The 21,972-nt window shown below is 38.2% G+C and carries 22 protein-coding genes; 8 read left to right on the forward strand and 14 right to left on the reverse strand.

Annotation, left to right across the window (positions count from 1 at the left end; translation table 11 throughout):
* Position 1: 1 nt before the first annotated feature.
* The 5 genes from phoU to G521_RS16375 are packed head-to-tail and all read right to left on the reverse strand — an operon-like array spanning position 2 to position 4,133.
* Entirely contained in the window at positions 2 to 676 is a 675-nt protein-coding gene (gene phoU, locus G521_RS0103045) for a phosphate signaling complex protein PhoU (RefSeq protein WP_036678054.1), read from the reverse strand.
* Between the two features lie 40 nt (positions 677 to 716).
* Entirely contained in the window at positions 717 to 1,469 is a 753-nt protein-coding gene (pstB, locus tag G521_RS0103050; protein WP_026897206.1) for a phosphate ABC transporter ATP-binding protein PstB, read from the reverse strand.
* A 13-nt stretch (positions 1,470 to 1,482) separates the two neighbouring features.
* A complete protein-coding gene (gene pstA / locus G521_RS0103055; protein WP_026897207.1) occupies positions 1,483 to 2,343 on the reverse strand; it encodes a phosphate ABC transporter permease PstA in 861 nt (286 codons plus the stop codon).
* Positions 2,336 to 3,211 carry a phosphate ABC transporter permease subunit PstC gene (gene pstC / locus G521_RS0103060; protein WP_026897208.1) on the reverse strand — a complete coding sequence of 292 codons (876 nt, stop codon included), beginning with the start codon at positions 3,209 to 3,211 and terminating at the stop codon, positions 2,336 to 2,338. The genes pstA and pstC overlap by 8 nt, the downstream gene beginning before the upstream one ends.
* A complete protein-coding gene (locus tag G521_RS16375; protein WP_245580823.1) occupies positions 3,186 to 4,133 on the reverse strand; it encodes a PstS family phosphate ABC transporter substrate-binding protein in 948 nt (315 codons plus the stop codon). Before G521_RS16375 ends, pstC begins: the two co-directional genes overlap by 26 nt.
* Positions 4,134 to 4,415: 282 nt before the next feature.
* On the opposite strand from G521_RS16375, the gene G521_RS0103070 reads away from it, so the two are divergent.
* Positions 4,416 to 5,063 carry a DUF47 domain-containing protein gene (locus G521_RS0103070; protein ID WP_026897209.1) on the forward strand — a complete coding sequence of 216 codons (648 nt, stop codon included), beginning with the start codon at positions 4,416 to 4,418 and terminating at the stop codon, positions 5,061 to 5,063.
* 16 nt (positions 5,064 to 5,079) lie between these two features.
* Positions 5,080 to 6,090, forward strand: coding sequence for an inorganic phosphate transporter (locus tag G521_RS0103075; RefSeq protein WP_026897210.1), 1,011 nt, complete (start codon positions 5,080 to 5,082; stop codon positions 6,088 to 6,090).
* Positions 6,091 to 6,167: 77 nt separating this feature from the next.
* Here G521_RS0103075 and G521_RS0103080 read toward each other — a convergent pair whose 3' ends face one another.
* The 4 genes from G521_RS0103080 to G521_RS0103095 all read right to left on the reverse strand — a co-directional run bounded on the left by G521_RS0103080 (position 6,168) and on the right by G521_RS0103095 (position 10,614).
* A complete protein-coding gene (locus G521_RS0103080; protein ID WP_036678057.1) occupies positions 6,168 to 6,887 on the reverse strand; it encodes a DUF6503 family protein in 720 nt (239 codons plus the stop codon).
* Positions 6,884 to 8,743, reverse strand: a complete 1,860-nt coding sequence (locus G521_RS0103085) for a M1 family metallopeptidase (RefSeq protein WP_026897212.1) — start codon at positions 8,741 to 8,743, stop codon at positions 6,884 to 6,886. The genes G521_RS0103080 and G521_RS0103085 overlap by 4 nt, the downstream gene beginning before the upstream one ends.
* A gap of 166 nt (positions 8,744 to 8,909) precedes the next feature.
* Positions 8,910 to 10,046 (reverse strand): carboxypeptidase-like regulatory domain-containing protein, encoded by a 1,137-nt coding sequence (locus tag G521_RS0103090; RefSeq protein ID WP_026897213.1) that lies wholly within the window; start codon positions 10,044 to 10,046, stop codon positions 8,910 to 8,912.
* Positions 10,036 to 10,614 (reverse strand): RNA polymerase sigma factor, encoded by a 579-nt coding sequence (locus tag G521_RS0103095; RefSeq protein WP_026897214.1) that lies wholly within the window; start codon positions 10,612 to 10,614, stop codon positions 10,036 to 10,038. Before G521_RS0103095 ends, G521_RS0103090 begins: the two co-directional genes overlap by 11 nt.
* A 182-nt stretch (positions 10,615 to 10,796) precedes the next feature.
* On the opposite strand from G521_RS0103095, the gene G521_RS0103100 reads away from it, so the two are divergent.
* Positions 10,797 to 12,668: a vWA domain-containing protein gene (locus tag G521_RS0103100; protein WP_026897215.1), complete on the forward strand. Its 1,872-nt coding sequence runs from the start codon at positions 10,797 to 10,799 to the stop codon at positions 12,666 to 12,668.
* A 4-nt stretch (positions 12,669 to 12,672) separates the two neighbouring features.
* The gene (locus G521_RS16380; protein ID WP_036678061.1) at positions 12,673 to 13,419 is read left to right on the forward strand and encodes a DUF4197 domain-containing protein; all 747 of its coding nucleotides are present in this window, start codon (positions 12,673 to 12,675) and stop codon (positions 13,417 to 13,419) included.
* A gap of 76 nt (positions 13,420 to 13,495) precedes the next feature.
* Here the strand turns inward: G521_RS16380 and G521_RS0103110 are convergent, their stop codons facing one another.
* Positions 13,496 to 15,286, reverse strand: a complete 1,791-nt coding sequence (locus G521_RS0103110) for a DUF885 domain-containing protein (RefSeq protein WP_026897216.1) — start codon at positions 15,284 to 15,286, stop codon at positions 13,496 to 13,498.
* A 129-nt stretch (positions 15,287 to 15,415) separates the two neighbouring features.
* Here G521_RS0103110 and G521_RS0103115 point away from each other — a divergent pair, with 129 nt between their 5' ends.
* Positions 15,416 to 15,871, forward strand: a complete 456-nt coding sequence (locus G521_RS0103115; protein ID WP_026897217.1) for a ferritin-like domain-containing protein — start codon at positions 15,416 to 15,418, stop codon at positions 15,869 to 15,871.
* 62 nt (positions 15,872 to 15,933) lie between these two features.
* Here G521_RS0103115 and G521_RS0103120 read toward each other — a convergent pair whose 3' ends face one another.
* Positions 15,934 to 17,628 carry a pyruvate dehydrogenase complex dihydrolipoamide acetyltransferase gene (locus G521_RS0103120; protein WP_026897218.1) on the reverse strand — a complete coding sequence of 565 codons (1,695 nt, stop codon included), beginning with the start codon at positions 17,626 to 17,628 and terminating at the stop codon, positions 15,934 to 15,936.
* A gap of 38 nt (positions 17,629 to 17,666) precedes the next feature.
* Positions 17,667 to 18,662 (reverse strand): pyruvate dehydrogenase (acetyl-transferring) E1 component subunit alpha, encoded by a 996-nt coding sequence (gene pdhA / locus G521_RS0103125; protein ID WP_026897219.1) that lies wholly within the window; start codon positions 18,660 to 18,662, stop codon positions 17,667 to 17,669.
* 229 nt (positions 18,663 to 18,891) lie between these two features.
* Between pdhA and G521_RS0103130 the strand changes: the two genes are divergently transcribed.
* Positions 18,892 to 19,440, forward strand: a complete 549-nt coding sequence (locus tag G521_RS0103130; RefSeq protein WP_026897220.1) for a C40 family peptidase — start codon at positions 18,892 to 18,894, stop codon at positions 19,438 to 19,440.
* A gap of 62 nt (positions 19,441 to 19,502) precedes the next feature.
* Here the strand turns inward: G521_RS0103130 and G521_RS0103135 are convergent, their stop codons facing one another.
* Complete coding sequence (locus tag G521_RS0103135; protein WP_026897221.1) at positions 19,503 to 19,691, reverse strand: hypothetical protein; 189 nt, start codon at positions 19,689 to 19,691, stop codon at positions 19,503 to 19,505.
* A 120-nt stretch (positions 19,692 to 19,811) separates the two neighbouring features.
* Positions 19,812 to 20,201 (reverse strand): DMT family transporter, encoded by a 390-nt coding sequence (locus tag G521_RS16385; RefSeq protein ID WP_051189419.1) that lies wholly within the window; start codon positions 20,199 to 20,201, stop codon positions 19,812 to 19,814.
* A 103-nt stretch (positions 20,202 to 20,304) separates the two neighbouring features.
* Here G521_RS16385 and G521_RS0103145 point away from each other — a divergent pair, with 103 nt between their 5' ends.
* Together G521_RS0103145 and G521_RS0103150 are read left to right on the forward strand one after the other, a co-directional pair.
* Positions 20,305 to 21,363, forward strand: coding sequence for an endonuclease/exonuclease/phosphatase family protein (locus tag G521_RS0103145; RefSeq protein WP_081675010.1), 1,059 nt, complete (start codon positions 20,305 to 20,307; stop codon positions 21,361 to 21,363).
* A 128-nt stretch (positions 21,364 to 21,491) separates the two neighbouring features.
* Positions 21,492 to 21,923: a CBS domain-containing protein gene (locus tag G521_RS0103150; protein WP_026897223.1), complete on the forward strand. Its 432-nt coding sequence runs from the start codon at positions 21,492 to 21,494 to the stop codon at positions 21,921 to 21,923.
* Positions 21,924 to 21,972: the final 49 nt, after the last annotated feature.

Below are 21,972 nucleotides of genomic sequence, written 5' to 3' on the forward strand. Positions count from 1 at the left end.
TCTACTTCTTTTCCTGTTTTTTGGGAGTATGCTTTAACACCTTGGCTTCGATATAAAAAATGATTTCTTCGGCGATGTTTTTAATCTGGTCGCCTACCCGCTCCAGTTTTAAAATAATGGCCATCATGTAAAATGCCTGTTCTAAATCTTCGGGATGTTTTTGCACGTGTTCTGTTAAGCTTTTAATGGCGTTCTTATTAATTTCATCTAAAAACTCATCCTGCTTAAATACCTTTCTTGATATTTGGGTATCCTCCTTTTCAAAGGCATCCTTTACCTCATGAAGCATTAACAAACATGTTTTGAACATCGGCATAATCGAAGCTCTTTCAATTATACGTTCATCAAAATTTTTATCGTACCGGATCACAAATTTTGCAATACCGGAGGCAATATCTCCTATCCGTTCGAGATTCGAATTAATTTTCAAAACTGCAAGCACAAGCCGTAAATCTATAGCCAGAGGATTATATAAAGCCAATAGGTTTTCGCAGTCCCTGTCCAGCTTTAATTCGAATGAATTAACATGATCTTCTATTACAATCACTTCCCTGGAGAGATCTTTATCAAAATCCAACATGGCCTCCTGGCTTTTTGATACCTGACGGATAAGCAGGTTAAACATTTTAACTGTCTCTGCTTTTAACTGATTGATTTGGGTTTCTATCGGACTCATGATGTAATTTACTTAGATATTAAACAAGAATGACAGCAAATCAACCGAACCTTCCGGTGACATAGCTTTGTGTTTTGTCATGCTTAGGACTTGTGAAAATTATTGAGGTTTCGTCATATTCTATTAGTTCTCCCATATAAAAGAATGCAGTATTATCACTAATTCTGCCCGCCTGCTGCATATTATGGGTTACAATCACAATGCTGTATTTTTCTTTAAGCTGCAGGATAAGCTCTTCTATTTTTGCTGTTGAAATGGGATCAAGAGAAGATGCCGGCTCATCCATCAGAATTATGGATGGTTCTACAGCTAATGCCCGGGCAATACACAAACGCTGCTGCTGACCGCCTGATAATGCTAAAGCTGATTTTTTTAAGCTGTCTTTTACTTCATCCCACAAAACCGCCTGCCTCAGAGAACGCTCTGCAATTTCATTTAATTTCTTTTTGTCCTTCTCGCCCCGAATGGTCAGACCATAAACTACATTTTCGAAAATGGTTTTTGGAAAAGGATTGGGTTTTTGAAAAACCATTCCCACCTGCTTGCGCAGATCCTCTACCCGAACTTGTTTATTATAGATTTCATTCCCTTCGATGATTATTTCGCCCTCTTTACGGAATCCGTCGATATAATCGTTCATGCGATTGAACATTCTCAAAAACGTAGATTTACCGCAGCCCGAGGGTCCGATAAATGCTGTAATTGTATGCGGCTTAATTTGTAAATTAATGTTTTTCAGTACATGATTAGTACCGTAATAAGCATTAATTCCATTGGCTTCGAGTATGTGCATCCTGTTTATTTTATTACCATCTGATTTTTTTCTGCCACCTGTTTCGCAGGTAAACCGCTATTCCATTCATCACAAATGTTATAGCAAGCAAAATTATAATTGCGGCCGCTGCATTAATTGCAAAGCCTTTTTGCGGTCTTGAAATCCAGTTAAAAATTTGCATCGGGAGGACCGAAAATTCATCCATGGGAGATTCTGGGGTAAACGGAACGTATGCAAGGGCGCCAATTACAATTAAAGGCGCTGTTTCACCAATAGCTCTTGAGATTGCTAGTATAATTCCTGTTAAGATTCCACCCGCTGCAGCAGGCAACGTAATCTGCCTGATAGTTTGCCATTTCGTAGCTCCCATTCCAAAAGATGCTTCTTTAATAGATTTGGGAACAGTTTTAATTGCTTCTCTGGTTGCCACAATGATGATCGGCAAAATAAGCAATGAAAGCGTTAATGCGCCAGCTATTAAACTGTTTCCCAAATGCATAATCCTGACAAATATTTCGAGTCCCAGTAAGCCGTAAATGATGGAAGGTATCCCGGCAAGGTTAGAAATATTAATTTCCAGAAGGTTTGCCATGCGGCTTTTCTTACCGTATTCTTCCAGGTAAATACCTGCGGAAATACCGATGGGAATAGCAATTATGGCGGTTAAGATCAAAATCCAGATAGTTCCTACAAAAGCAGTTAAAATTCCGGCCCGTTCAGGTATCCTTGATGGAAGTGAGCTTAGAAATGCCCAATCGATCCTGCCGATTCCTTTTATGAGGATATCAATCAGAAAAATTGCCAAAACAATAATTCCAAACAAAGTACAAAACAGACCGATATATTTAAAGGCTCTGTCTTTAATCCGGTTTATTCTCGTGGCGTTACTCATACTTTTCCTGGAATTTCTTTTTAATCCAATAGCTAACCGAATTTAATGTAAATGTAAATATGAACAAGGTTATGCCTGCTGCAAATATGGTTTGATATTCAATGGATCCCTGCGGAACATCTCCCAAACTTACCTGTACAATGTAGGTAGTAATGGTTTCAATAGGCACCAAGGGATTTGCTGTTAAGCGTGGCTGCTGACCCGCTGCAATTGCTACAATCATGGTTTCTCCGATAGCTCTGGAGATTGCCAGAATTACCGAGACCACAATACCGGATGTTGCTGCCGGAACCATTACCTTAAAAGCTGTTTGGAAACGTGTTGCACCCATTCCATACGATGCTTCCTTTAAAGATTTGGGTATGGCATATAAAGCATCCTCACTTAAAGAAGAAATGAGTGGAATAATCATAATTCCCATAACCAAACCTGCTGAAAGTGAGTTAAATCCTGCTAAACCCGGAATAAAGCTTTGAAGAAACGGAGTGACTACCTGTAAAGCAAAAAATCCATAAACTACTGTTGGTACTGCTGCGAGTAATTCTAAAATAGGTTTTATTGTCTTTCTAAAACCCGGATAGGCATATTCATTAAGATATACTGCAATTGTTAATCCGATAGGTAATGCGAACAGAACTGCTATAAAAGTGGTGAGTAAAGTGCCGGCTACCAGTGGAAGAATTCCGAAATGTTTTTCGTCAAAAAGCGGAGTCCATTGTGTGTCGGTCAAAAAATCGATTATGGATACTTTGCCGAAAAACGAAAAAGCCTCCACTAACAACACCCAAAGAATACCTACAGTGGTAAGTATTGTTATTAGAGCGCTTAGCCCTAAACCAAACTCAATTACTTTTTCTTTCGTTTTCAAGTGAGTCAGCTTTAATATTAGAATACTTTAAACAGAAATCAAAAAAACGCTTTTTATCTTCCTCCGTATCTTTTGGTGTCAGGGCAATATATCCTACTTCACGGGCCAGTGTTTTGGTATTGTCCAGATAATAATTCACAAAGATGCGGACATCTTCCCGCTTTACAGATTCACTGCTTACATATATAAATAGGGGCCTGGCCAAAGGAGCGTAGGTTTTATTCATAACTGTTTCTACCGATGGCAATATGGGTCCCTGTCCATTATCCTCTGTTTCATCATCTATTGGCACTAATTTTAATTTATCTCTGTTCTCTTCAAAATAGGCAAAGCCAAAAAATCCCAATGCCAGTTTATCTGTAGAAATGCCCTGTACCAGTACATTATCGTCTTCGCTGGCTGTAAAATCACCTCTGCTCGAATGACTTTTTCCAACTATTGCTTCCGTAAAATAATCATATGTTCCCGACTCTACACCGGCACCATACAAGTGAATTTCTTCATCCGGCCATTCGGGCCGGATTTGATTCCAGCGCATGATTTTTCCCTGCGCCTCTGGCTCCCATATTTTTTTTAACTCGGCTACGGTGAGATAATCCACCCAGGTATTTTTAGGATTAACAACTACAGATAATCCGTCATAAGCTGCTATGAGGTCAACAAAATCAATGTTATTTTTTTTACTGGATTCGATTTCAGTATCCTTTATTGGACGGGATGCATTACTAATATCTATTTCGCCACGACTGAATTTCTTAAACCCACCACCTGTTCCGGATAATCCGACAGAAACCCGTATCCGCGGATATATTTTATTAAACTCTTCCGCAACCGCTTCGGTTATGGGGAAAACAGTGCTGGAACCGTCAATTTTTATCTTCCCCCGTTTGTCACTTTTTTCATCAAAGCGATTACTATCCAAACAGGAGCTCAGTAAAAAGATTAATAATATATATATACAGCTCTTATTCATATTTCAGAAAAAACAAAATTAAGTAAAACTAAGAGCGTGAAGGTTAAATTAATATTAAGAATATATTACCTCTGAATGAATTATAAATCAATGGATTACCTTTAAACAGCTTTTAAAGCTCCGTCAAAAGATTATTGAAATTATGGAAAGAAAAAATAAAACACAAATACTTAAACACTTAACATTAACTTAACATTGAGATAGTAGCTTTGCGGCTCATTGTAAATTATCATGTCTGTAAATAATATTTTTCAATACTTCATTCCAAAGGATAAAAAATTCTTTCCGCTGTTTGAGCAGGATAGTGCAAACCTTATAAAACTGGGAGAAAAATTAGTAGAAGCTGTTAATACCGAAGATCTTACCCGCCGCGAAGAATTATTTAAAGAAATAGAAGCTTTGGAGCATATTGGAGATGAAATTACACACCAGATTCACCTTGAACTGAGCAAAAATTTTATTACGCCTTTTGATCGCGAAGACATTCACCGTTTAGCAAGTGCAATTGATGATATTGCTGATTACATTCATGGTTCTGCCAGCCGGATGAACCTGTACAATGTTACCTTGATTACCGAGCCGATAAAGGAGCTTTCTAATTTAATTCTTCAAGGTTGTCAGGAGCTTGATAAAGCGATCCGCGAACTTCGTAATCTGAAAAATATCCGCACCATTGCCGATTCATGCGTTCGCATTAACAGTATTGAAAATCAGGCTGATTATGTTTTTGATAAAGCCGTGGGACAATTATTTGATAATGAAAAAGATGCTGTTAACCTGATCAAATACAAAGAAGTTCTTTCTGCACTGGAAACAGCAACCGATATGTGTGAAGATGCAGCCAACGTATTAGAATCCATTTTGGTTAAACACGCATAATTAATACCCGCCAAACATGGTTACAACTCTTCTGATAACTGTCATTATACTGGCAGTTGTTTTCGATTATATTAACGGGTTTCATGATGCAGCAAATTCCATTGCTACCATTGTGTCTACCAAGGTATTATCGCCCTTTCATGCAGTATTGTGGGCCGCAATTTTCAATTTTGCTGCTTACTTTTATTTTACTGACCATAAAGTTGCCAATACAGTTGCTAAAACAGTTTCGGAAAACTTTATCACCTTAGAAGTAATTCTGGCAGGATTGATCGCTGCAATTTCCTGGAACCTATTTACCTGGTATTACGGAATCCCATCCAGCTCTTCTCATACCCTTATAGGAGGATTTGCCGGTGCCGGCTTAGCCAATGCCTTATTCTCTGGCGGTACGCTATCCGAAGCACTAAATTACGGACCACTTTTAAAGGTTATTCTGTTTATAGTACTTGCACCAGTAATTGGAATGATCATTTCTTCGATTACAACGCTGCTTATTATAAATATCTCTAAAAATTCAAAGCCATCTACTGCCGAGAAATGGTTTAAAAGATTACAGTTGCTTTCTTCTGCTGCATTGAGTTTTACGCATGGTGGTAATGACGCTCAAAAAGTAATGGGAATTATTTATGTAGCCCTGGTTGCTTCTAATGTATTAACTCAGGGGGCCGAAATGCCGGAGTGGATACCTCTGATTTGTTATACTGCTATTTCGGTAGGTACGCTGACAGGTGGCTGGAGAATTGTAAAAACAATGGGCTCAAAAATTACAAAGGTTACTCCTTTAGAAGGTGTTGGAGCAGAAACTGCCGGAGCCATTACTTTAGGAATTACCGAGCATTTTGGAATTCCGGTTTCAACCACACACACTATTACCGGATCTATTATTGGTGTTGGTTTAGTTAAAAGAGTATCAGCAGTTCGCTGGGGAGTCACAGTAAGCCTTATCTGGGCATGGGTATTAACTATTCCTGTTTCAGGAATTTTAGCGGCTCTTCTCTTTTCAATAATCCACTACATATTCTAAACTGGAGAATATATCTTATCAAAAATCCGGACAGTTTTAGCTATCCGGATTTTTTGGTTTATGAGGAATTTTAAACTTTAGTTCAATCTTATATTTTTAATTTCTATTCTGGATAACTCTTTTAATTTACCCTTTGTAAACAAGCTATCATACTTTATTAAAGGAGTTAAAGAATCGCCTTCGGGAGCTTCATAATTAATATAATCCTGAAAAGTTACTCCTGAAACTTTATGAGATCCCATCACCTGCCGGAAACGGTTGCCACCCGTGCTGTAAGCAAAATGATCCATGCTGTAATCTTCTTTATCAAACCAGTAATAAAAAACATCATCATGATCCTGGCCTCCTCCCTTTTGTTCAAACCTAACTTCCAGTTTATAGTAACTCTTATTTTTAATGCTGCTCTCTCCCAGATACTTTTTAATAACCGATGGATCATTGAGTTTTAGCGGAAGATATACGAAATAGATAACTGAATTTACAGCTTGAGCATACTTAGCTGCCTGTTCGGCATCAAGCTTTAATTCTTTTCCGTTTACCATCCGCTTAAAGCTGTCATTGCTTAAAATATCATGTATCTGCCCGGTTGAATCACTAAAACTTCGTTCGTACACAAATTTACCATTCAACTGCATGGCCTTAAACTTAAAATTTCTGAAATCAAATTCTAATGTTGCATTCTGTAATTTTTCCATATTATAGAAGGCAACACTTTTATCAACAATGGTTTTTGCATCAGGCTTTGAACAACCCGAAATAAAACACATAAAACAAATGATCAGAAAGGCGTATCTCATTTTAGCAACTCGTCAATTGAATTATAGGATACTGAATGATAATTTGGTCTTGCTTTTTGGTAAATATTTTTAGCCCATTGCTTTCCTTCCGATGTTTTTATCATTTCCTTATACAGAGGAGATAAAAACTTGCGTCGCCCCACATCCGTTAGAAATTTTTCAATGGAAGGATATGCCGGTGTGTATTTTTTACGAATTGCCAGGGTGTACCAGGCTGCCTGAATTTCTGAATTACCAGATGAGGTGAATCCAAATTCTTTATCAATAGCAGTCATTTGACTGATGCTGATATCTTCGGGCAAATGCCTGATCAGATAAAGAAGAACATTCGTTGATCGCTTGGATATATTTAAATCAGAAGTCTTACCCGTTTTTTTCCAGGTAGAAATCAAACTGTCAACGGTAGTAAAGTTTACTGAAGAAACTGCCGGAGAGTTGGATGGCAAACCGGGCTGATAGATCCATTCATCAATTTTAAGTTTATCTCTCAGCTGCTTATCCCCTTTAATAAGATTCTTATCCAGATCTGCTAAAAATTCTTCGGTTGTTACCGACTGAAAAGCATGTGAGTTAAAGTAATTTTTTAAAAAAGCGTCCAGTTTTTCACGGCCCACTTCATTTTCAATAGTTCTCAGAAAGGAAAATCCTTTTTCGTAGGCAATATCAGAAACACCTTCATCCGGATCGCGGTCATTAAAATCAGCTTTTAATCTGGTATCAGGACTTTCTTTTCCAAAATCCTCTAGGGTAGCATTTAAATCCTGGAAGCCCAGAACTTCCTGCATTTTAGCTTCATCCTTGCCATACACAGCTTCAATAATTCTCCGCTCAAAATAAACTGTGAAACCTTCATTCAGCCAGAAATCATTCCAGGTAGCATTTGTTACCAAATTTCCGCTCCAGCTATGAGCAAGTTCATGGGCTATTAAACTCACCAGCGAGCGATCTCCGGCAATAACTGTTGGAGTAGCAAAAGTCAGCATTGGGTTTTCCATTCCTCCGAAAGGAAAGCTTGGAGGCAATACCAGCACATCATATCTTCCCCATTTATAAGGACCATAAATATTTTCGGCGGCAGTAACCATTTTACCCATATCGGCAAATTCATAAGATGCCTTTTGAATAGTTACCGGCTCAGCGTAAACACCTGTTCTGCTATCTATGGGTTTAAATTCAATGTCACCTACGGCAAGGGCCATAAGGTAAGAAGGAATTGGATTAGGTTGCTTAAACTCATACACGCCGGCCGCATTTTTAGCCTGCGGATTTTCTGCGCTCATTAATGCCAGCAGCTCTGCAGGAACGGTTACTTTTGCATTATAGGTAAAACGGATGCCCGGACTATCCTGGCAAGGAATCCAAGTTCGGGCCAATATTGCCTGCGACTGTGTAAATAAAAATGGATGCTTTTTACCGGCAGTTTGCTGAGGGTTTAACCATTGAACAGCGGCTGCATCTTTGGAAGTTGTATAGTAAATATTAACTTTTTTTGTCGAATCATTAATTTTGACCTTTAAAGCCTGACCCAAAATTTTCACATTTTCGGCAAGACTGAAAGTAGTTTCGGTTTCATCATCTCCCAGAGTAATTTTTTGAATCTGAAGCTGCCTGGTATCAAATACAATTTCCTCTGATTTTGCAAGATTTTCGATTAACCAGCTTGCTTTTCCGCTGATGAGCTGACTGGTAAAATCAACTTTAATATCCAGATCCAAATGTTTAACTATTGCTTTATGAGGTTCCGAAAAAGAATGAGCGTCCGATTTATTTTCGGTTGCATCAGTTTTTGTGTCGGCGGTTTTTTGCTGGCAGGAAAAAAGAACCAGGATAGGAAATACAAAAAATAATCTTTTCATATTGATTTTCTAATAACAAATTTAGTTTATGCGCTATTGCGCTGAATGCTATATCCAAACCTAAAGTATTATTTAATTAGATTATAATCCACATAAATAATACATCTGTACTGCAAATACAGGCAATAATTAAGTTTTAGAGATGGCGCTTATTGATTTATAACTTTTAAAAGTCAAGGTCTACATGCACTTCCTGAGGTTTGCCGGAAGTGGAAGGCTTCCATTGCGGACCATTCTGGATAATTTTAACTGCCAAAGCATTGACTTCATCAGTTAATCCTTTTAGTATTTTAAAGTTGCTTAATTTACCGTCAACACCCACAATAAACTCCAGCTTAACCAGGCCGTGTGCGTTCACATCAGCTTTAGCGTTTTTAATATTTTGGGCAATATATTTTTTAAATTCCTTCCAGCCATCAGCAGGTTTTGCGAAGCCTGAATTATCTGGATTGAAGCCGGAAACCACAACTTCAGAAAGAGACCGGTTATCAGGATTTAGTGCTATTCTTAATGAATCCCCGGGCATTGTCTTAATTATTTGTGGCTGATAGCCCATATAAGCAACCTGTAAAGTTTCATCTGCAGTTGAACCGCCAAGTTTAAATTCACCTTTCGAATCTGTTTGTGCCGAAATATCCTTCCCTTTTAATTTAACCAAAACTCCCGGCAATGCCGACTGATCATTTGCTGAAATTATTTTTCCAGTGATAAAATTAGACGGGAAAGCTGATTTTTTAGCTGCGATTGTTGCGCTTCTCTTCAAAACAACAGGCTCTGATTCATTCAAAAGCTCAAACTTTCGGGACCTGGCTGAAATGGGGTTTTTAGTGACAGCAATCAAAGGTTCTGATTTAATCTGCTGTTCTGAATTTTCGGTTTCCGTCGCTTTAACAATTGCTTTTTTGCCGGCAGATTCATTCAGCAAGCTATCCATCGGAGTAAGACTTACTTCTGTTTGCCCTGAATTTGCAGCTATCTTTTGATCTGCCGGATGTGAATTCATCCAGAATAAAACTCCTGCCGAGATGAAAAGAACAGCGGCAGCGGCGGCTACACTTAAACGTTGCCAGCTCAGGTAAAAAACCTTTTTATTTTCCTGCTGATGAACAATGCGTTCCTGAAGCTGTCTTTGTAAAATACTTAAACCATGATCTGCATCCGGAGATTGAGCATAGCCTTCCAGCGCATCGGCTAAAAAAGGATCTTCCAGAGCCTTTTTCTCAAGCTGATGCATCAACTTAGCCTCCAGAGTTCCGTTCAGGTATTGCTGGATTATAAGATTATCTGGCCAATTATTCTTCACTATTTTTTTCTATACAGTTTTTCAGATTTCGCTTACCGTTCTGAATATAACTTTTTACTTTATTAAGATCATATCCCGTTAAATCAGCCACTTCCTTATAGCATTTCTGCTCAAGATAAAATAAACTGATGGTATCTTTCTGCTCGGCAGGAAGTTTGTCAATACATTGTTCCATGATGCTTAGTTTGCGCTCCCGGATATCTTCTATATCCAGATGCGTAAAAGCTTCCTTTTCCATAAAATTTTCTTCTATGGGAACAATTGAATGTTTTCCTGATACTCTCAATGCCATCAGGCAGTAGTTGCGAGCCAGAGTATACAGCCAGCTTTTAAAATTACTTACTTCATGAATTCGGAGTTTATCAATCAGCTGTTCAAAAATCTGCATGACCGCGTCCTTACTTAACTCCTCATCTTTAAGATATTTCAGGCAAACTCCGTACAGCAAATGCATGTAGGGTTCGTACAATTTACCAAGCACCTCCAAATTACCGCTTTCACGGTATTCTTTTAAAAGAAATCCTTCATCAGAATTCTTATGATCAGAAATATTTTTAATAAACTTCAAAATCTATTGTCTGCTTGCAATGCTCAAGTATAAAAAAATTAATTGATTATGAACCAGCATCAATCTTTATATGATTTTTGAGATTTTAATATCATAAAGAAATTTAAAACTTGGATATAAGTTAAAAAAATGAAGATTATGGAAAATGTCCCATTTGATCATCCCACTTAAAAATAAATTTTATGAAATCGATATATCTAATTCTTCTTTCTTCTTTTATGCTAATGATTTCGGGTTTTAATTACAGTGCTGACCGGATTATAAGCGGCACAGTAATCGATAAAACTGATCAAACAGGAATTCCCGGGGTAAAAATAATTCTTAAAGGATCAGCAGAAACGAGTATTACTGATCAATACGGTAAGTTTAAACTAAAAGTCCCTCAGGGAAAGGAAATCTTGCAGATTAATTCCATAGGTTATAAAAGCAAAGAAATTAAGTTAGGTAAATCTGACGTAATCCTCGTTCAACTTGAGCCGCTTAACAATACACTGACTGAAATGATCAGCACATCTATGGATGGGAAATTCAAAGTTCCAAAATCTATTTACGGAATAGTTACACCCATTTCAGGAAGTAATGCTCAATTTAAAAGTAAAGAACAGATTTATAATACAGAATCTTATAACGCTATCAACGAAAATCGTTTCTTAGAAGTAAAACAAAATCCCTTATCAACTTTCGGAATTGATGTAGATGTTGCTTCTTACAGTAATATCAGGCGTTTTATAAATAAAGGTGAGATGCCGCCAATAGATGCAGTCCGGATTGAAGAAATGATTAATTATTTTAATTACGATTACCCTCAGCCGCAAACAAACGATCCTTTAAGCGTACATACAGAAATTTCATCCGCTCCCTGGAACGCAAAACACCGGCTAGTTAAAATCGGCTTACAGGGTAAAACCATAGCTACTGATAAGATTCCCGCCAGCAACCTTGTATTTTTAATAGATGTATCCGGATCTATGGATATGCCTGCCAAATTACCTTTGGTAAAATCTTCCATGAAATTAATGGTAGATCAGCTACGTTCGCAGGATAGAGTAGCCATTGTGGTTTATGCCGATGCAGTAGGTTTGGTTTTAAAATCAACTCCGGGAAACCAGAAAGAAATTATTAAAAAAGCCATAGATGGTTTGGAGGCCGGAGGCTCTACTGCCGGAGGAGCAGGCATTGAGCTGGCATACATAACAGCCACAGAAAATTTCTTAAAACAAGGAAATAACCGGGTGATTCTGGCTACTGACGGTGATTTCAATATGGGTGTTTCCAGCGATGCGGAAATGCACCGAATGATTGAAGAGAAGCGCAAAACCGGCATTTACCTTACAGCACTGGGCTTTGGAATGGGCAATTACAAGGACAGTAAACTCGAAACTCTGGCTGACAAAGGCAACGGAAATTATGCTTACATCGATAATATGAGCGAAGCAAGAAAAACATTGGTAAAGGAATTTGGCGGTACAATTTTCACCATTGCCAATGATGTAAAATTGCAGGTTGAGTTTAACCCCGGAAAAGTGCAGGCTTACCGCTTAATAGGATATGAAAACCGAATGCTCAATAAAGAAGATTTTAATAATGATAAAAAAGATGCCGGGGATCTGGGCTCGGGCCATACAGTTACTGCATTGTATGAAATAATCCCAACTGGTGTAAATAGTGACTTTATTGAAAAAGTAGAAAGTCTGAAATATCAGAAACAAAGTGCTGATAACAGGAATTCTAAAAGCGATGAGCTGCTGACAGTTAAAATCAGATATAAAAAACCTGGCCAGGATGAAAGTAAGCTGATGGAGAAACCCGTTGCAGATCAGCAAATTTCATGGAATAACAGTTCAGAAAATTACCGGTTCGCTTCTGCTGTAGCCGCGTACGGAATGATTCTGCGCAATTCTGAATTTAAAAACAAGCTCACTTTTACGGATGTAATTCAATGGGCCGAAGGAGCTCTGGGTAATGATAGAGAAGGCTATCGTGCCGAATTTATAAAGCTGGTGAAGTCCAGCAATTTAATGGCAAAGGAATTGCTATCTGTTTCACAAAAATAATAACATGAAATTATTCAAAATATTCGCTGTAGCTACTTCTGTTCTTTTTTTAAGCAGTTGTGAAACTTTAAACCAGGCGGGACAAATTCTTAATCAAACAGGACTTGTAAATCCCACATCTTCTGAAATCAGTTTAGGTTTAAAGCAGGCCCTGGAATTTGGAACCAATTATAGTTCAGAACGCTTAGCGGCCAAAGACGGTTATTTTGGAAACATGGCTGTGAAAATCCTATTTCCTCAGGAAGCACAAAAAGTAGAGCGTACGCTCCGATCTCTTGGATTAAATTCTCTGGCCGATAATGTGATTTTAAGCATTAATCGTGCTGCCGAAGACGCAGCTCAGGAAGCTAAACCAATTTTCATTTCTGCTATTAAGCAAATGACCATTTCAGATGCTACTAATATTTTACTTGGCCGCCAGAATGATGCGGCAACCGAATATTTTAAACGAGTTACCAGCGATCAGCTTCGGAGTAAATTCCGGCCGATTATCCAGTCCAGTTTAAATAAGGTTGGGGCTACGCGTTACTGGACAGATGTAATTAACCGCTACAATCAAATTCCTTTGGTTAGCCGGGTTAATCCGGATCTTGAAGCGTACGTTACTCAAAAAGCAATTGATGGTTTGTTTATTGAAATCGCTCAGGAAGAACTAAAGATCAGAAATAATATTTCTGCACGTAATACCACACTTTTGCAAAAGGTTTTTGGATATGCCGATCAAAACAGAAAAACATCCGGAGTTTATTAAGACATTAATAGCATTTCGAAAAAGGGCGAAAGTTCAGGAAGACACCTGATTTCGCCCTTTTTTATTTTCCGGTGGTCTATTTTTGCGTGTTTGCCCACACATCCATTTTTTTCTCAATGATCTCCAAAGGCATGCATCCGTCTTTTAAAAATTCATCATGAAATGCGGCAAGCTTAAATTTATTGCCAAGCTGCTGCTGGTATTTATTACGAAGTTCTCTTATTTTTAAAGACCCGATTTTATAAGATAAAGCTTGTCCGGGAATGGCCATGTAACGTTCAATCTCAGCAGTTGCTCCATCCACACCAATAGCTTCATTATCTGTCATGTATTTAATGGCTTCTTCGCGGCTCATGTTTTTGGTATGCATGGCTACATCCACTACAAGCCTGATTGCCCGGTGCATTTCATCGCCCAGAGCTCCCATATATTGATACGAATCTGTATATAATCCAAGCTCCTTACCTAATGATTCAGTATATAAAGCCCAGCCCTCACCATATGCACCATACCAGCTAAATCGTCTGAATTTGGGAAGCTCCTCATTTTCCTGCTGAAGTGAGATTTGATAATGGTGGCCGGGAATAGCTTCATGCAGGAAAAGCGATTCCATTCCTGACGTTGAATTAAACTTTTTAGCGTCCAGAATGGGAACATAAAATATCCCCGGTCTTGATCCGTCCGGCGAGCCCTGATTATATTCCGCACTGGCGGAGGCTGCTCTGAAAGCTTCCGTTTGCCTGACTTCAAATGGAGTTTTTGGGCTGCGGCCAAATATTTTTGAAAGATTTGGTTCTATCTTTTTTTGAATGGCCCGGAAATCATTTAAAACATCTTCGGCAGTTTGATAAGGCATAAACTTCGAATCGTTTTTCATATAATCAAAAAATGAATTTAAATCGCCTTTAAAACCTGTTTGATTTTTAACTTTCTCCATTTCAGCCTTGATCCGTTTTACTTCTGACAAGCCGGTTTGGTAAATTTCTTCAGAGCTTTTGTTGGTGGTTGTCCAGTATTTAATCAGGTAATTGTATGTTTTCTCCCCATCCGGAATTGCTGAAATTCCGGTTGATGTTCTGGCTTTTGGCAAATACTCATTTTTTAGAAACACAGCCAGCTTCTGATAGCTGGGCACCAGTTCATTAAGAATAGCCTGTTTGTACAGACCAGTGAGACGAGATCGGTCGCTTTCTGAAAGCTGATCAGGAAATTTATTTAAAGGACCATAAAACAAGCTTTTTGATGGGTCAGTTACGATCATAGCTTCCATTTGCGGGATCATTTTCTCTACCAGGGGTTTAGGTAAAACTATTCCTGCGGCAATTCCCTTTCTGAAATTGGAAATGGCAGTATCGGTCCAGGCACTAAACCCTTTTACTCTGCCCAGCCAGTTTTCGTAGTCTTTTACAGTTTTAAAAGGCTGATTACCGTCTCCGGATCCCAGTTGCCCCATTGTTAATGGCAGACCCCAGAACTGCTGTGCAGGTATCATCCATAAATTTAACGCAAGTCCTTCCAGCTTGTCCTCCATCTCATATTTAAAAATGTCCATGCTTATTTTATCGTTCTGGTCCAGCTTTTCGCGGTCAAACTGGTTTATTCGATCAAGGTAAGTTTGATAGAAATTTTTTAAGCTGTCGCGGAAGCTCTGAGTACCATCATTGGGAAGCAGGTGATTATATCGGTTGTCGCCCTGGGTAGTTGCATTTAACGGAAAAAATTTCGCGTTTTCTTCCATATAATCTTCAAATACCTTGTCGATATTCTGATTGCTTGCTTTTTCACCATCGGCTAAGCCCTGATTACAGGCATAGAAACCAAATGCAACGAAAACAACAAATAGCATAATCAATAAATTCTTTTTCATTTAATTCAGGTTTATATATAAATCTAGAAAAATTCAGGTTAAAAATTGAGAGCCTTGAAATACTTCCGGCACATTCAAACTAAAGCGCTTGAGCCCTGTTATCCTGAAAACAATTTTAAAAGCCTAATTATGGAAAATACGAATGAAAAATTAATTGATGATTTGAATCATCTTCTTACAATATGCAATGATGGAAAATATGGTTATGAAACAGCGGCAGAAGATGCAGATTCAGCAGCTTTAAAGGGAATGTTTCTGGCATACAGCTTGCAACGAGCTGATTTTGCAAATGTTTTACGTCAGGAAATTACAAAAGCAGGCGGAGATCCGGATAAAGGGGGCGGGCCATTAGGCGCTATACACCGGGCATGGATAGATGTGAAATCTGCACTATCTTCAAAAGATAACAAAGCAGTTCTCGGGGCTTGTGTAACAGGTGAAAAAGCTGCGGTAAGTGCCTATAATGGTGTATTGGAAAATATAGGACTTCATTCAGAACTGCGTTCGGTTTTAAATGAGCAGCGAAGAAATGTAGAAGAGGCATTAACTAAAGTTGAAGGACTTCACAATACCATTGAATCTTAATAAGATAATCCATAAAAAAACTCCCTTAAAAAATTTAAGGGAGTTTTTTTTTACTCATATATTTAAACAAGCAATCTGACAGGTTCTTCCAGCAGAGCTTTAAACGTTTGTAAAAATGCTGAACCGGTAGCGCCGTCAACAACCCGGTGATCACAACTTAAAGTTACTTTCATTACATTTCCCGGTACAACCGCTCCATTTTTAACTACAGGAACAGACTGAATTCCTCCGATTGCTAAGATACATGCATCAGGCGGATTAATAATTGCTGTAAATTCATCGATTCCAAACATCCCCAGGTTAGAAATAGTAAAGGTAGAACCTTCCCAATCTGATGGCTGCAATTTCTTAGCCTTCGCACGCTGTGCAAAATCTTTTACTTCGGCAGAGATATGAGATAATGATTTGCCGTCGGCAAAGCGAACAACAGGAACTAAAAGTCCGTCTTCTACCGCAACTGCCACGCCAATATTCACATGTTCATTATACCGAATCTTGTCACCCAACCATGAAGAATTCACATTTGGATGTTGTTTTAATGCTATTGCCGCTGCTTTTAAAACCAGATCATTAAAAGATATTTTTACAGTAGAAAAATCATTAATCTTTTTACGGGCCTCCATTGCACTATCCATATCAATAGACATGGTAAGATAAAAGTGCGGGGAAGTAAATAAACTTTCGGCTAAACGCTTTGCAATAACTTTTCGCATTTGCGAAACAGGCTTTTCAGTAAATTTCTCTTCGCCAATAAATTGAGGAATAGCTTGCTTAACCTCAGCAGCTTCTTTGCCTGCTGTTGGCTGTGCTGCCGCAGCCTGCTGAACTTCTTTGGTTGAAGGGGTAAAACCTTCCACATCTTTTTTTACAATGCGGCCACCTTCTGCAGTACCTTTAACTTCATTCAGGTTAATACCTTTATCTTTGGCAATTTTACGTGCCAGTGGAGAGGCTTTTACCCTTGAATCTGAATCTGCAAAAGTTTCCTGCTTTTCTTCTGATTTTACAGGAGCAGCAGATTCTGCCTGACCGGCCTTTTTATCTTCAGATTTAACTTCAGCTTTCTTTTCAGGATTTTTCTTTTTTAACAGAGGGCTGATATCAGTACCGGCTTTGCCGACAATAGCAATAATATCATTTACTTTAGCCGCCTGACCTTTTTCTACACCTATATATAACAAAGTGCCGTCTGCGTACCCGTTAACCTCCATAGTAGCCTTATCGGTTTCTACATCTGCCAGAGCATCATCTCCTTTAACAGTATCCCCAACTTTTTTATGCCATTCTGCAATTACGCCTTCGGTCATGGTATCACTTAGTAAAGGCATCCGGATTACGGTTGCACCAATACTTTCAGGATCAACTTCAGCTTCCTCTGATTCTGCAGATGCTTCCTCTTCAGGTTTATCAGCAGAAGATTTAGATTCTGCCGGTTTATCTTCTTTAACTGCTTCTTCCGGTTTTTCCTCTGTCTTCTCAGGATTTCCGGCAGCCTCCAAAGCTGATTTATAATCTTCTCCCTCTTCACCAACTACGGCAATGATGGAATCAACTGGGACAGATGATCCTTCTTCGGCACCTATGTACAATAATGTACCTTCCTGGAAAGATTCAAAATCCATGGTGGCTTTATCAGTTTCAACCTCGGCAACTAATTCTCCCGAGCTAACCTTATCACCTACTTTTTTATGCCATTTAGCGATAACACCTTCAGTCATGGTATCACTCATTTTGGGCATGCGCACTACTTCGGCCATTTTTTAAAAATTAGTGTTATTAGATTATAAGGTTATTATTAGTCGCGGATGTATGGGTAATCATTTTGAATATATACATCATTATATAATTCTTCAGGCTCCGGATAAGGTGACTCTTCCGAGAATTTTACAGATTCATCTACTATGGCTTTTACCTTCTGAGCTATTTCTTCAAACCATGCCTCATCAGCATATTTTTTTGATTCAATGGCTTTCTTAACTTCCTCTATCGGGTCTTTTGCCTTATATCCTTCAACTTCTTCTTTTGTACGATACTTTGCAGGATCAGACATGGAATGGCCTTTATAACGGTATGTACGGATCTCCAGAAATGTTGGTCCTTCAGCCCGGCGTGCCCGCTGAACCGCTTCATCCATTGCATTGTGGACTGCTACCGGATCCATTCCGTCAACAGGAGCAGAGGGCATATCGAAACCTAATCCGATTTTATAAATATCAACCATATTGGTAGTACGGGCTACCGAAGTACCCATGGCATACCCATTGTTTTCGCAAACAAAAATTACAGGTAATTTCCATAGCATGGCCATATTAAAAGTTTCGTTTAAGGCACCTTGTCTTACAGCTCCATCGCCCATATAACACACACAAACATTATCTGTTCCGTTATATTTTTCCGCGAAAGCAATACCGGCTCCTAATGGAATTTGACCTCCAACGATACCATGTCCGCCAAAAAAGCGATGTTCTTTGCTAAACATGTGCATAGAACCACCTTTGCCTTTTGAGCAGCCGGTTACTTTACCGTACAATTCGGCCATCACTTCATTGGCACCCATTCCTTTAGCTAAGGCGTGAGCATGATCGCGATAAGCGGTTATCATAGAGTCTTCAGGTCTGAGAACAGACATAGCGCCTGCCAATACAGCTTCCTGACCAATATATAAATGGCAAAAGCCTCTGATTTTTTGCTGTCCGTATAATTGGCCTGATTTCTCTTCAAACTTGCGCATCAAAAGCATCGACTCATACCACTGCAAATAGGTATCTTTTGTTATTTCAACTGAACTCATTCGTACTAATGTCTGATAAGGACGACAAATCTAACTATATCTTGCTAAAAAAAGAATTAGGTAAGTGTTTTGTTTACACAATCAGCAGGCTCACAATATCCAATATGTTAAAACAAAGTTAAAAAGGTTGGATACAACCAATAATTATTATAGTTTTGAAACATTCTGAAATAATTTCAGGTATAAGGCGTTAATAGTCTTTGTTGTTTAACTATTAAACCAGTACAGAATGGGGAAAAAAATAATTGTGGCTTTGCTGCTTATCATTTCTTTTGTGTCAGTTGAGGCACAAACAACCAAGAATCAAAATACTTTAAAAATTGAAGATCCGGATAATTTAGCTACAGAATATTTCTCTCAAATAATGGGTGTGGCCCTTTCTGCCACCTCAAACCTAAAGCTTTATCAATTTGTTTATGACTGGATTGGAACACCTTACCGTTTAGGCGGGGGTACCAAAAGAGGAATTGATTGTTCAGGTTTTGCTTTTCAGCTGTATAATAAAGTATTTAATACAGTTATCGGAAGTAATTCCCGTAACATTTTCAGCATGGTAAATCCCGTTAGCAAAGACGATCTGAAAGAAGGTGACTTGGTTTTCTTTAAAATTGGCAGCCGTTCTATAACTCATATGGGTGTTTATATGGGTAATAATAAGTTCGCACATGCTTCCAGTAGTAAAGGCGTTATGATCAGCGATCTTGATGAAGCTTACTGGAGAAGATATTATTATAAAGGCGGCCGATTACTTGCTTCTATTCGAGAAAGCATGAATTAGTATTGCTTAATAAGGCAATAAGATTAAAAGGAAGCGTCATGCTTCCTTTTTTTATGCTCCGCTTATTTAGCCTGATCGGTAGTGTTTCTTACTAAAGAAATGCCGGTAAAAAAGAATATTGCTCCTAATACAGCAAAAACAATCAGAGATTTTGCGGCTTCAGAATTTTGCACAAAGCCGATAGCTGCATAGATTAATCCTACAATACCAAGTATTGTTAAAACAAGACCGAAAGTACGTTTTAAGTTCATAATTTAATTTTTTAGGAGCAGATGCAAATTGCCTGCCAAGCTAAAATAAATTAGGAGCAGATTAATTCTTAAGGATAACAAAAACTCCCAAAACAAGCATTATTGCACCAAAAAATCTCATCACATTAACGGGTGTTGTGTAAAGCCAAGCAAACCAAAATGATCTAAGAACAGGGCAAACAATATTTGCCCGGCTACAATAAATCCGGCGGTATTTGCAGCACCAATCTTTGGAGCCACTAAAATTACTCCGGTAACATACATGGCACCAATAATGCCTCCGGTCCATTTATACCAGGCCATTCCATGCAAATTGGGCAATTGGCTAAAACTTTGACGCTGAAAAAGGAGCACATAAATTAGTAGAACAATGCTTCCTGCAATAAATGAAATTAAAGCCGCAAGCACCGGGTTTCCCAAAACAGTTCGAAGTTGCGAATTTATTCCGGCCTGAACTGCCAATATGATTCCGGCCAGAATTGCCAGAAGATAAAATGAGATATTAGCCATCTGATAAGAATTTAGGCAGCAAATGTAATTAAACAGATTTTATGGAATAATGCTTGCATAAAATGATCACTTGATTTTATATTTTTGTTAAACACATAATTATTTGGAAACTCTTAAAGACATAATACTGGGTGCTGGTTACCTCGTTATTTTAATTACATTAATCCCCTTTATAAGACATGATTTTTGGATTTTTCGGGTATTTGAATATCCCAGAATCCAAAAATTAATTCTAAATGTATTCTTGTTTGTTTCATTTGCAGCATTATTCGGACTCGTTACAATACACGATAAAGTTTTCACTACCCTGTTATTAGGCAACATTGGCTACCTAACATTTCAAATCTGGCCGTTTACAAGGCTTGGAAATAAACAATTATTAAAATTAAAAACGCATACACCTGATAAGCAAATTGGCTTATTTATTGGAAATGTTTATCAATATAATAGAAAAGCTACTGATTATCTGAAATGCATCAATTCAAAAGATCCGGACTTAGTAATGCTTGTAGAGACTGATAAATGGTGGGAAGAGAGCATGCATTCTCTCAAAGAAACCTATCCGCATCATCTCCTGGTACCCTTGGAAAATACCTATGGTATGCTTTTATATTCAAAATTTGAACTTGTAGATCCAAAAGTTAAATATTTAGTTGAAGATGGTATCCCTTCCGTTCATGCCTGTATTAAATTACCTTCCGGCGATTTGATCCGATTTCATGGGCTTCATCCAACACCTCCTGTTCCGACTGAAAATCCACGTTCTACCGAGCGGGATAAAGAAATTTTAATGGTTGGCAAGAGCGCCAAAAATAGCAAGCTGCCTGTAATTGTTGCCGGCGATTTAAATGATGTTGCATGGAGTTACACAACAGAATTATTTTCCAGAACCAGCGGTCTGCTGGATCCTAGAAGAGGCCGCGGATTCTTTAATACTTTCCACGCAAAGTATTTATTTATGCGTTTCCCCCTTGATCATGTGTTTTGTTCCAACGATTTTACGCTTATTCATATAGAACGGATGCCGAATTGTGGTTCAGATCATTTTCCAATGTATATCAAACTGCAATATTCGCCGAAGGCTGCAGCTATACAGGAAGAGCCGCATGCAGATCAGGCAGACCTGGAAACTGCTCAGGAAAAAATCAATAAACCAACCTAACATCCTATAGAATTATAACTCATTCAATCCGATTAACCCATTAGATTATTGAGTTTTATATATTTTTTCTTCAGGAAAAAAACCCTAACTTTCTTATAAGCAAATCGCAAATAGAAAGGAGTATATCAATGGGAAAAGTTAGAAACGTATTAAAAGCTAAAAGTAGTTCTACCATCTCCATCAGCCCGGATAATTCAGTATTTGAAGCCCTTGAATTAATGGTCGAAAAAAATATTGGTGCACTTTTAGTAATAGAACAAACCACATTTACAGGCATTTTTACAGAAAGAGACTATGCCAGGAAAATTATCCTGAAAGGAAAAGCTTCTAAGGATACCCCCATCAGGGAGATAATGACTCCAAATCCCATTACAGTAAATCTTGATACTACCATTGAGGAGTGTATGCACATAATGACCAATAAGTTTATTCGTCATTTACCTGTTATGGAAAAAGAAGAATTAATTGGCATTATTTCTATTGGAGATGTTGTAAAGTACATCATTGATGAGCAAAAATTTATTATTCAAAATTTAGAACATTACATTGCCGGAACTTAATGACAATGTTTAAATGTATACACAGCTGAAATTTTACCAATTTCAAACT

The sequence above is a fragment of the Daejeonella oryzae DSM 19973 genome, assembly GCF_000422945.1.
GTDB classification, from domain to species: Bacteria; Bacteroidota; Bacteroidia; order Sphingobacteriales; family Sphingobacteriaceae; genus Daejeonella; species Daejeonella oryzae.

Coding starts and splice junctions, on each gene's coding strand:
- phoU (WP_036678054.1), bottom strand. CDS start 676: ATGAGTCCGATAGAAACCCAAATCAATCAGTTAAAAGCAGAGACAGTT.
- pstB (WP_026897206.1), bottom strand. CDS start 1,469: ATGCACATACTCGAAGCCAATGGAATTAATGCTTATTACGGTACTAAT.
- pstA (WP_026897207.1), bottom strand. CDS start 2,343: ATGAGTAACGCCACGAGAATAAACCGGATTAAAGACAGAGCCTTTAAA.
- G521_RS0103070 (WP_026897209.1), top strand. CDS start 4,416: ATGTCTGTAAATAATATTTTTCAATACTTCATTCCAAAGGATAAAAAA.
- G521_RS0103075 (WP_026897210.1), top strand. CDS start 5,080: ATGGTTACAACTCTTCTGATAACTGTCATTATACTGGCAGTTGTTTTC.
- G521_RS0103080 (WP_036678057.1), bottom strand. CDS start 6,887: ATGAGATACGCCTTTCTGATCATTTGTTTTATGTGTTTTATTTCGGGT.
- G521_RS0103085 (WP_026897212.1), bottom strand. CDS start 8,743: ATGAAAAGATTATTTTTTGTATTTCCTATCCTGGTTCTTTTTTCCTGC.
- G521_RS0103100 (WP_026897215.1), top strand. CDS start 10,797: ATGAAATCGATATATCTAATTCTTCTTTCTTCTTTTATGCTAATGATT.
- G521_RS16380 (WP_036678061.1), top strand. CDS start 12,673: ATGAAATTATTCAAAATATTCGCTGTAGCTACTTCTGTTCTTTTTTTA.
- G521_RS0103110 (WP_026897216.1), bottom strand. CDS start 15,286: ATGAAAAAGAATTTATTGATTATGCTATTTGTTGTTTTCGTTGCATTT.
- G521_RS0103115 (WP_026897217.1), top strand. CDS start 15,416: ATGGAAAATACGAATGAAAAATTAATTGATGATTTGAATCATCTTCTT.
- G521_RS0103120 (WP_026897218.1), bottom strand. CDS start 17,628: ATGGCCGAAGTAGTGCGCATGCCCAAAATGAGTGATACCATGACTGAA.
- pdhA (WP_026897219.1), bottom strand. CDS start 18,662: ATGAGTTCAGTTGAAATAACAAAAGATACCTATTTGCAGTGGTATGAG.
- G521_RS0103130 (WP_026897220.1), top strand. CDS start 18,892: ATGGGGAAAAAAATAATTGTGGCTTTGCTGCTTATCATTTCTTTTGTG.
- G521_RS0103135 (WP_026897221.1), bottom strand. CDS start 19,691: ATGAACTTAAAACGTACTTTCGGTCTTGTTTTAACAATACTTGGTATT.
- G521_RS16385 (WP_051189419.1), bottom strand. CDS start 20,201: ATGGCTAATATCTCATTTTATCTTCTGGCAATTCTGGCCGGAATCATA.
- G521_RS0103150 (WP_026897223.1), top strand. CDS start 21,492: ATGGGAAAAGTTAGAAACGTATTAAAAGCTAAAAGTAGTTCTACCATC.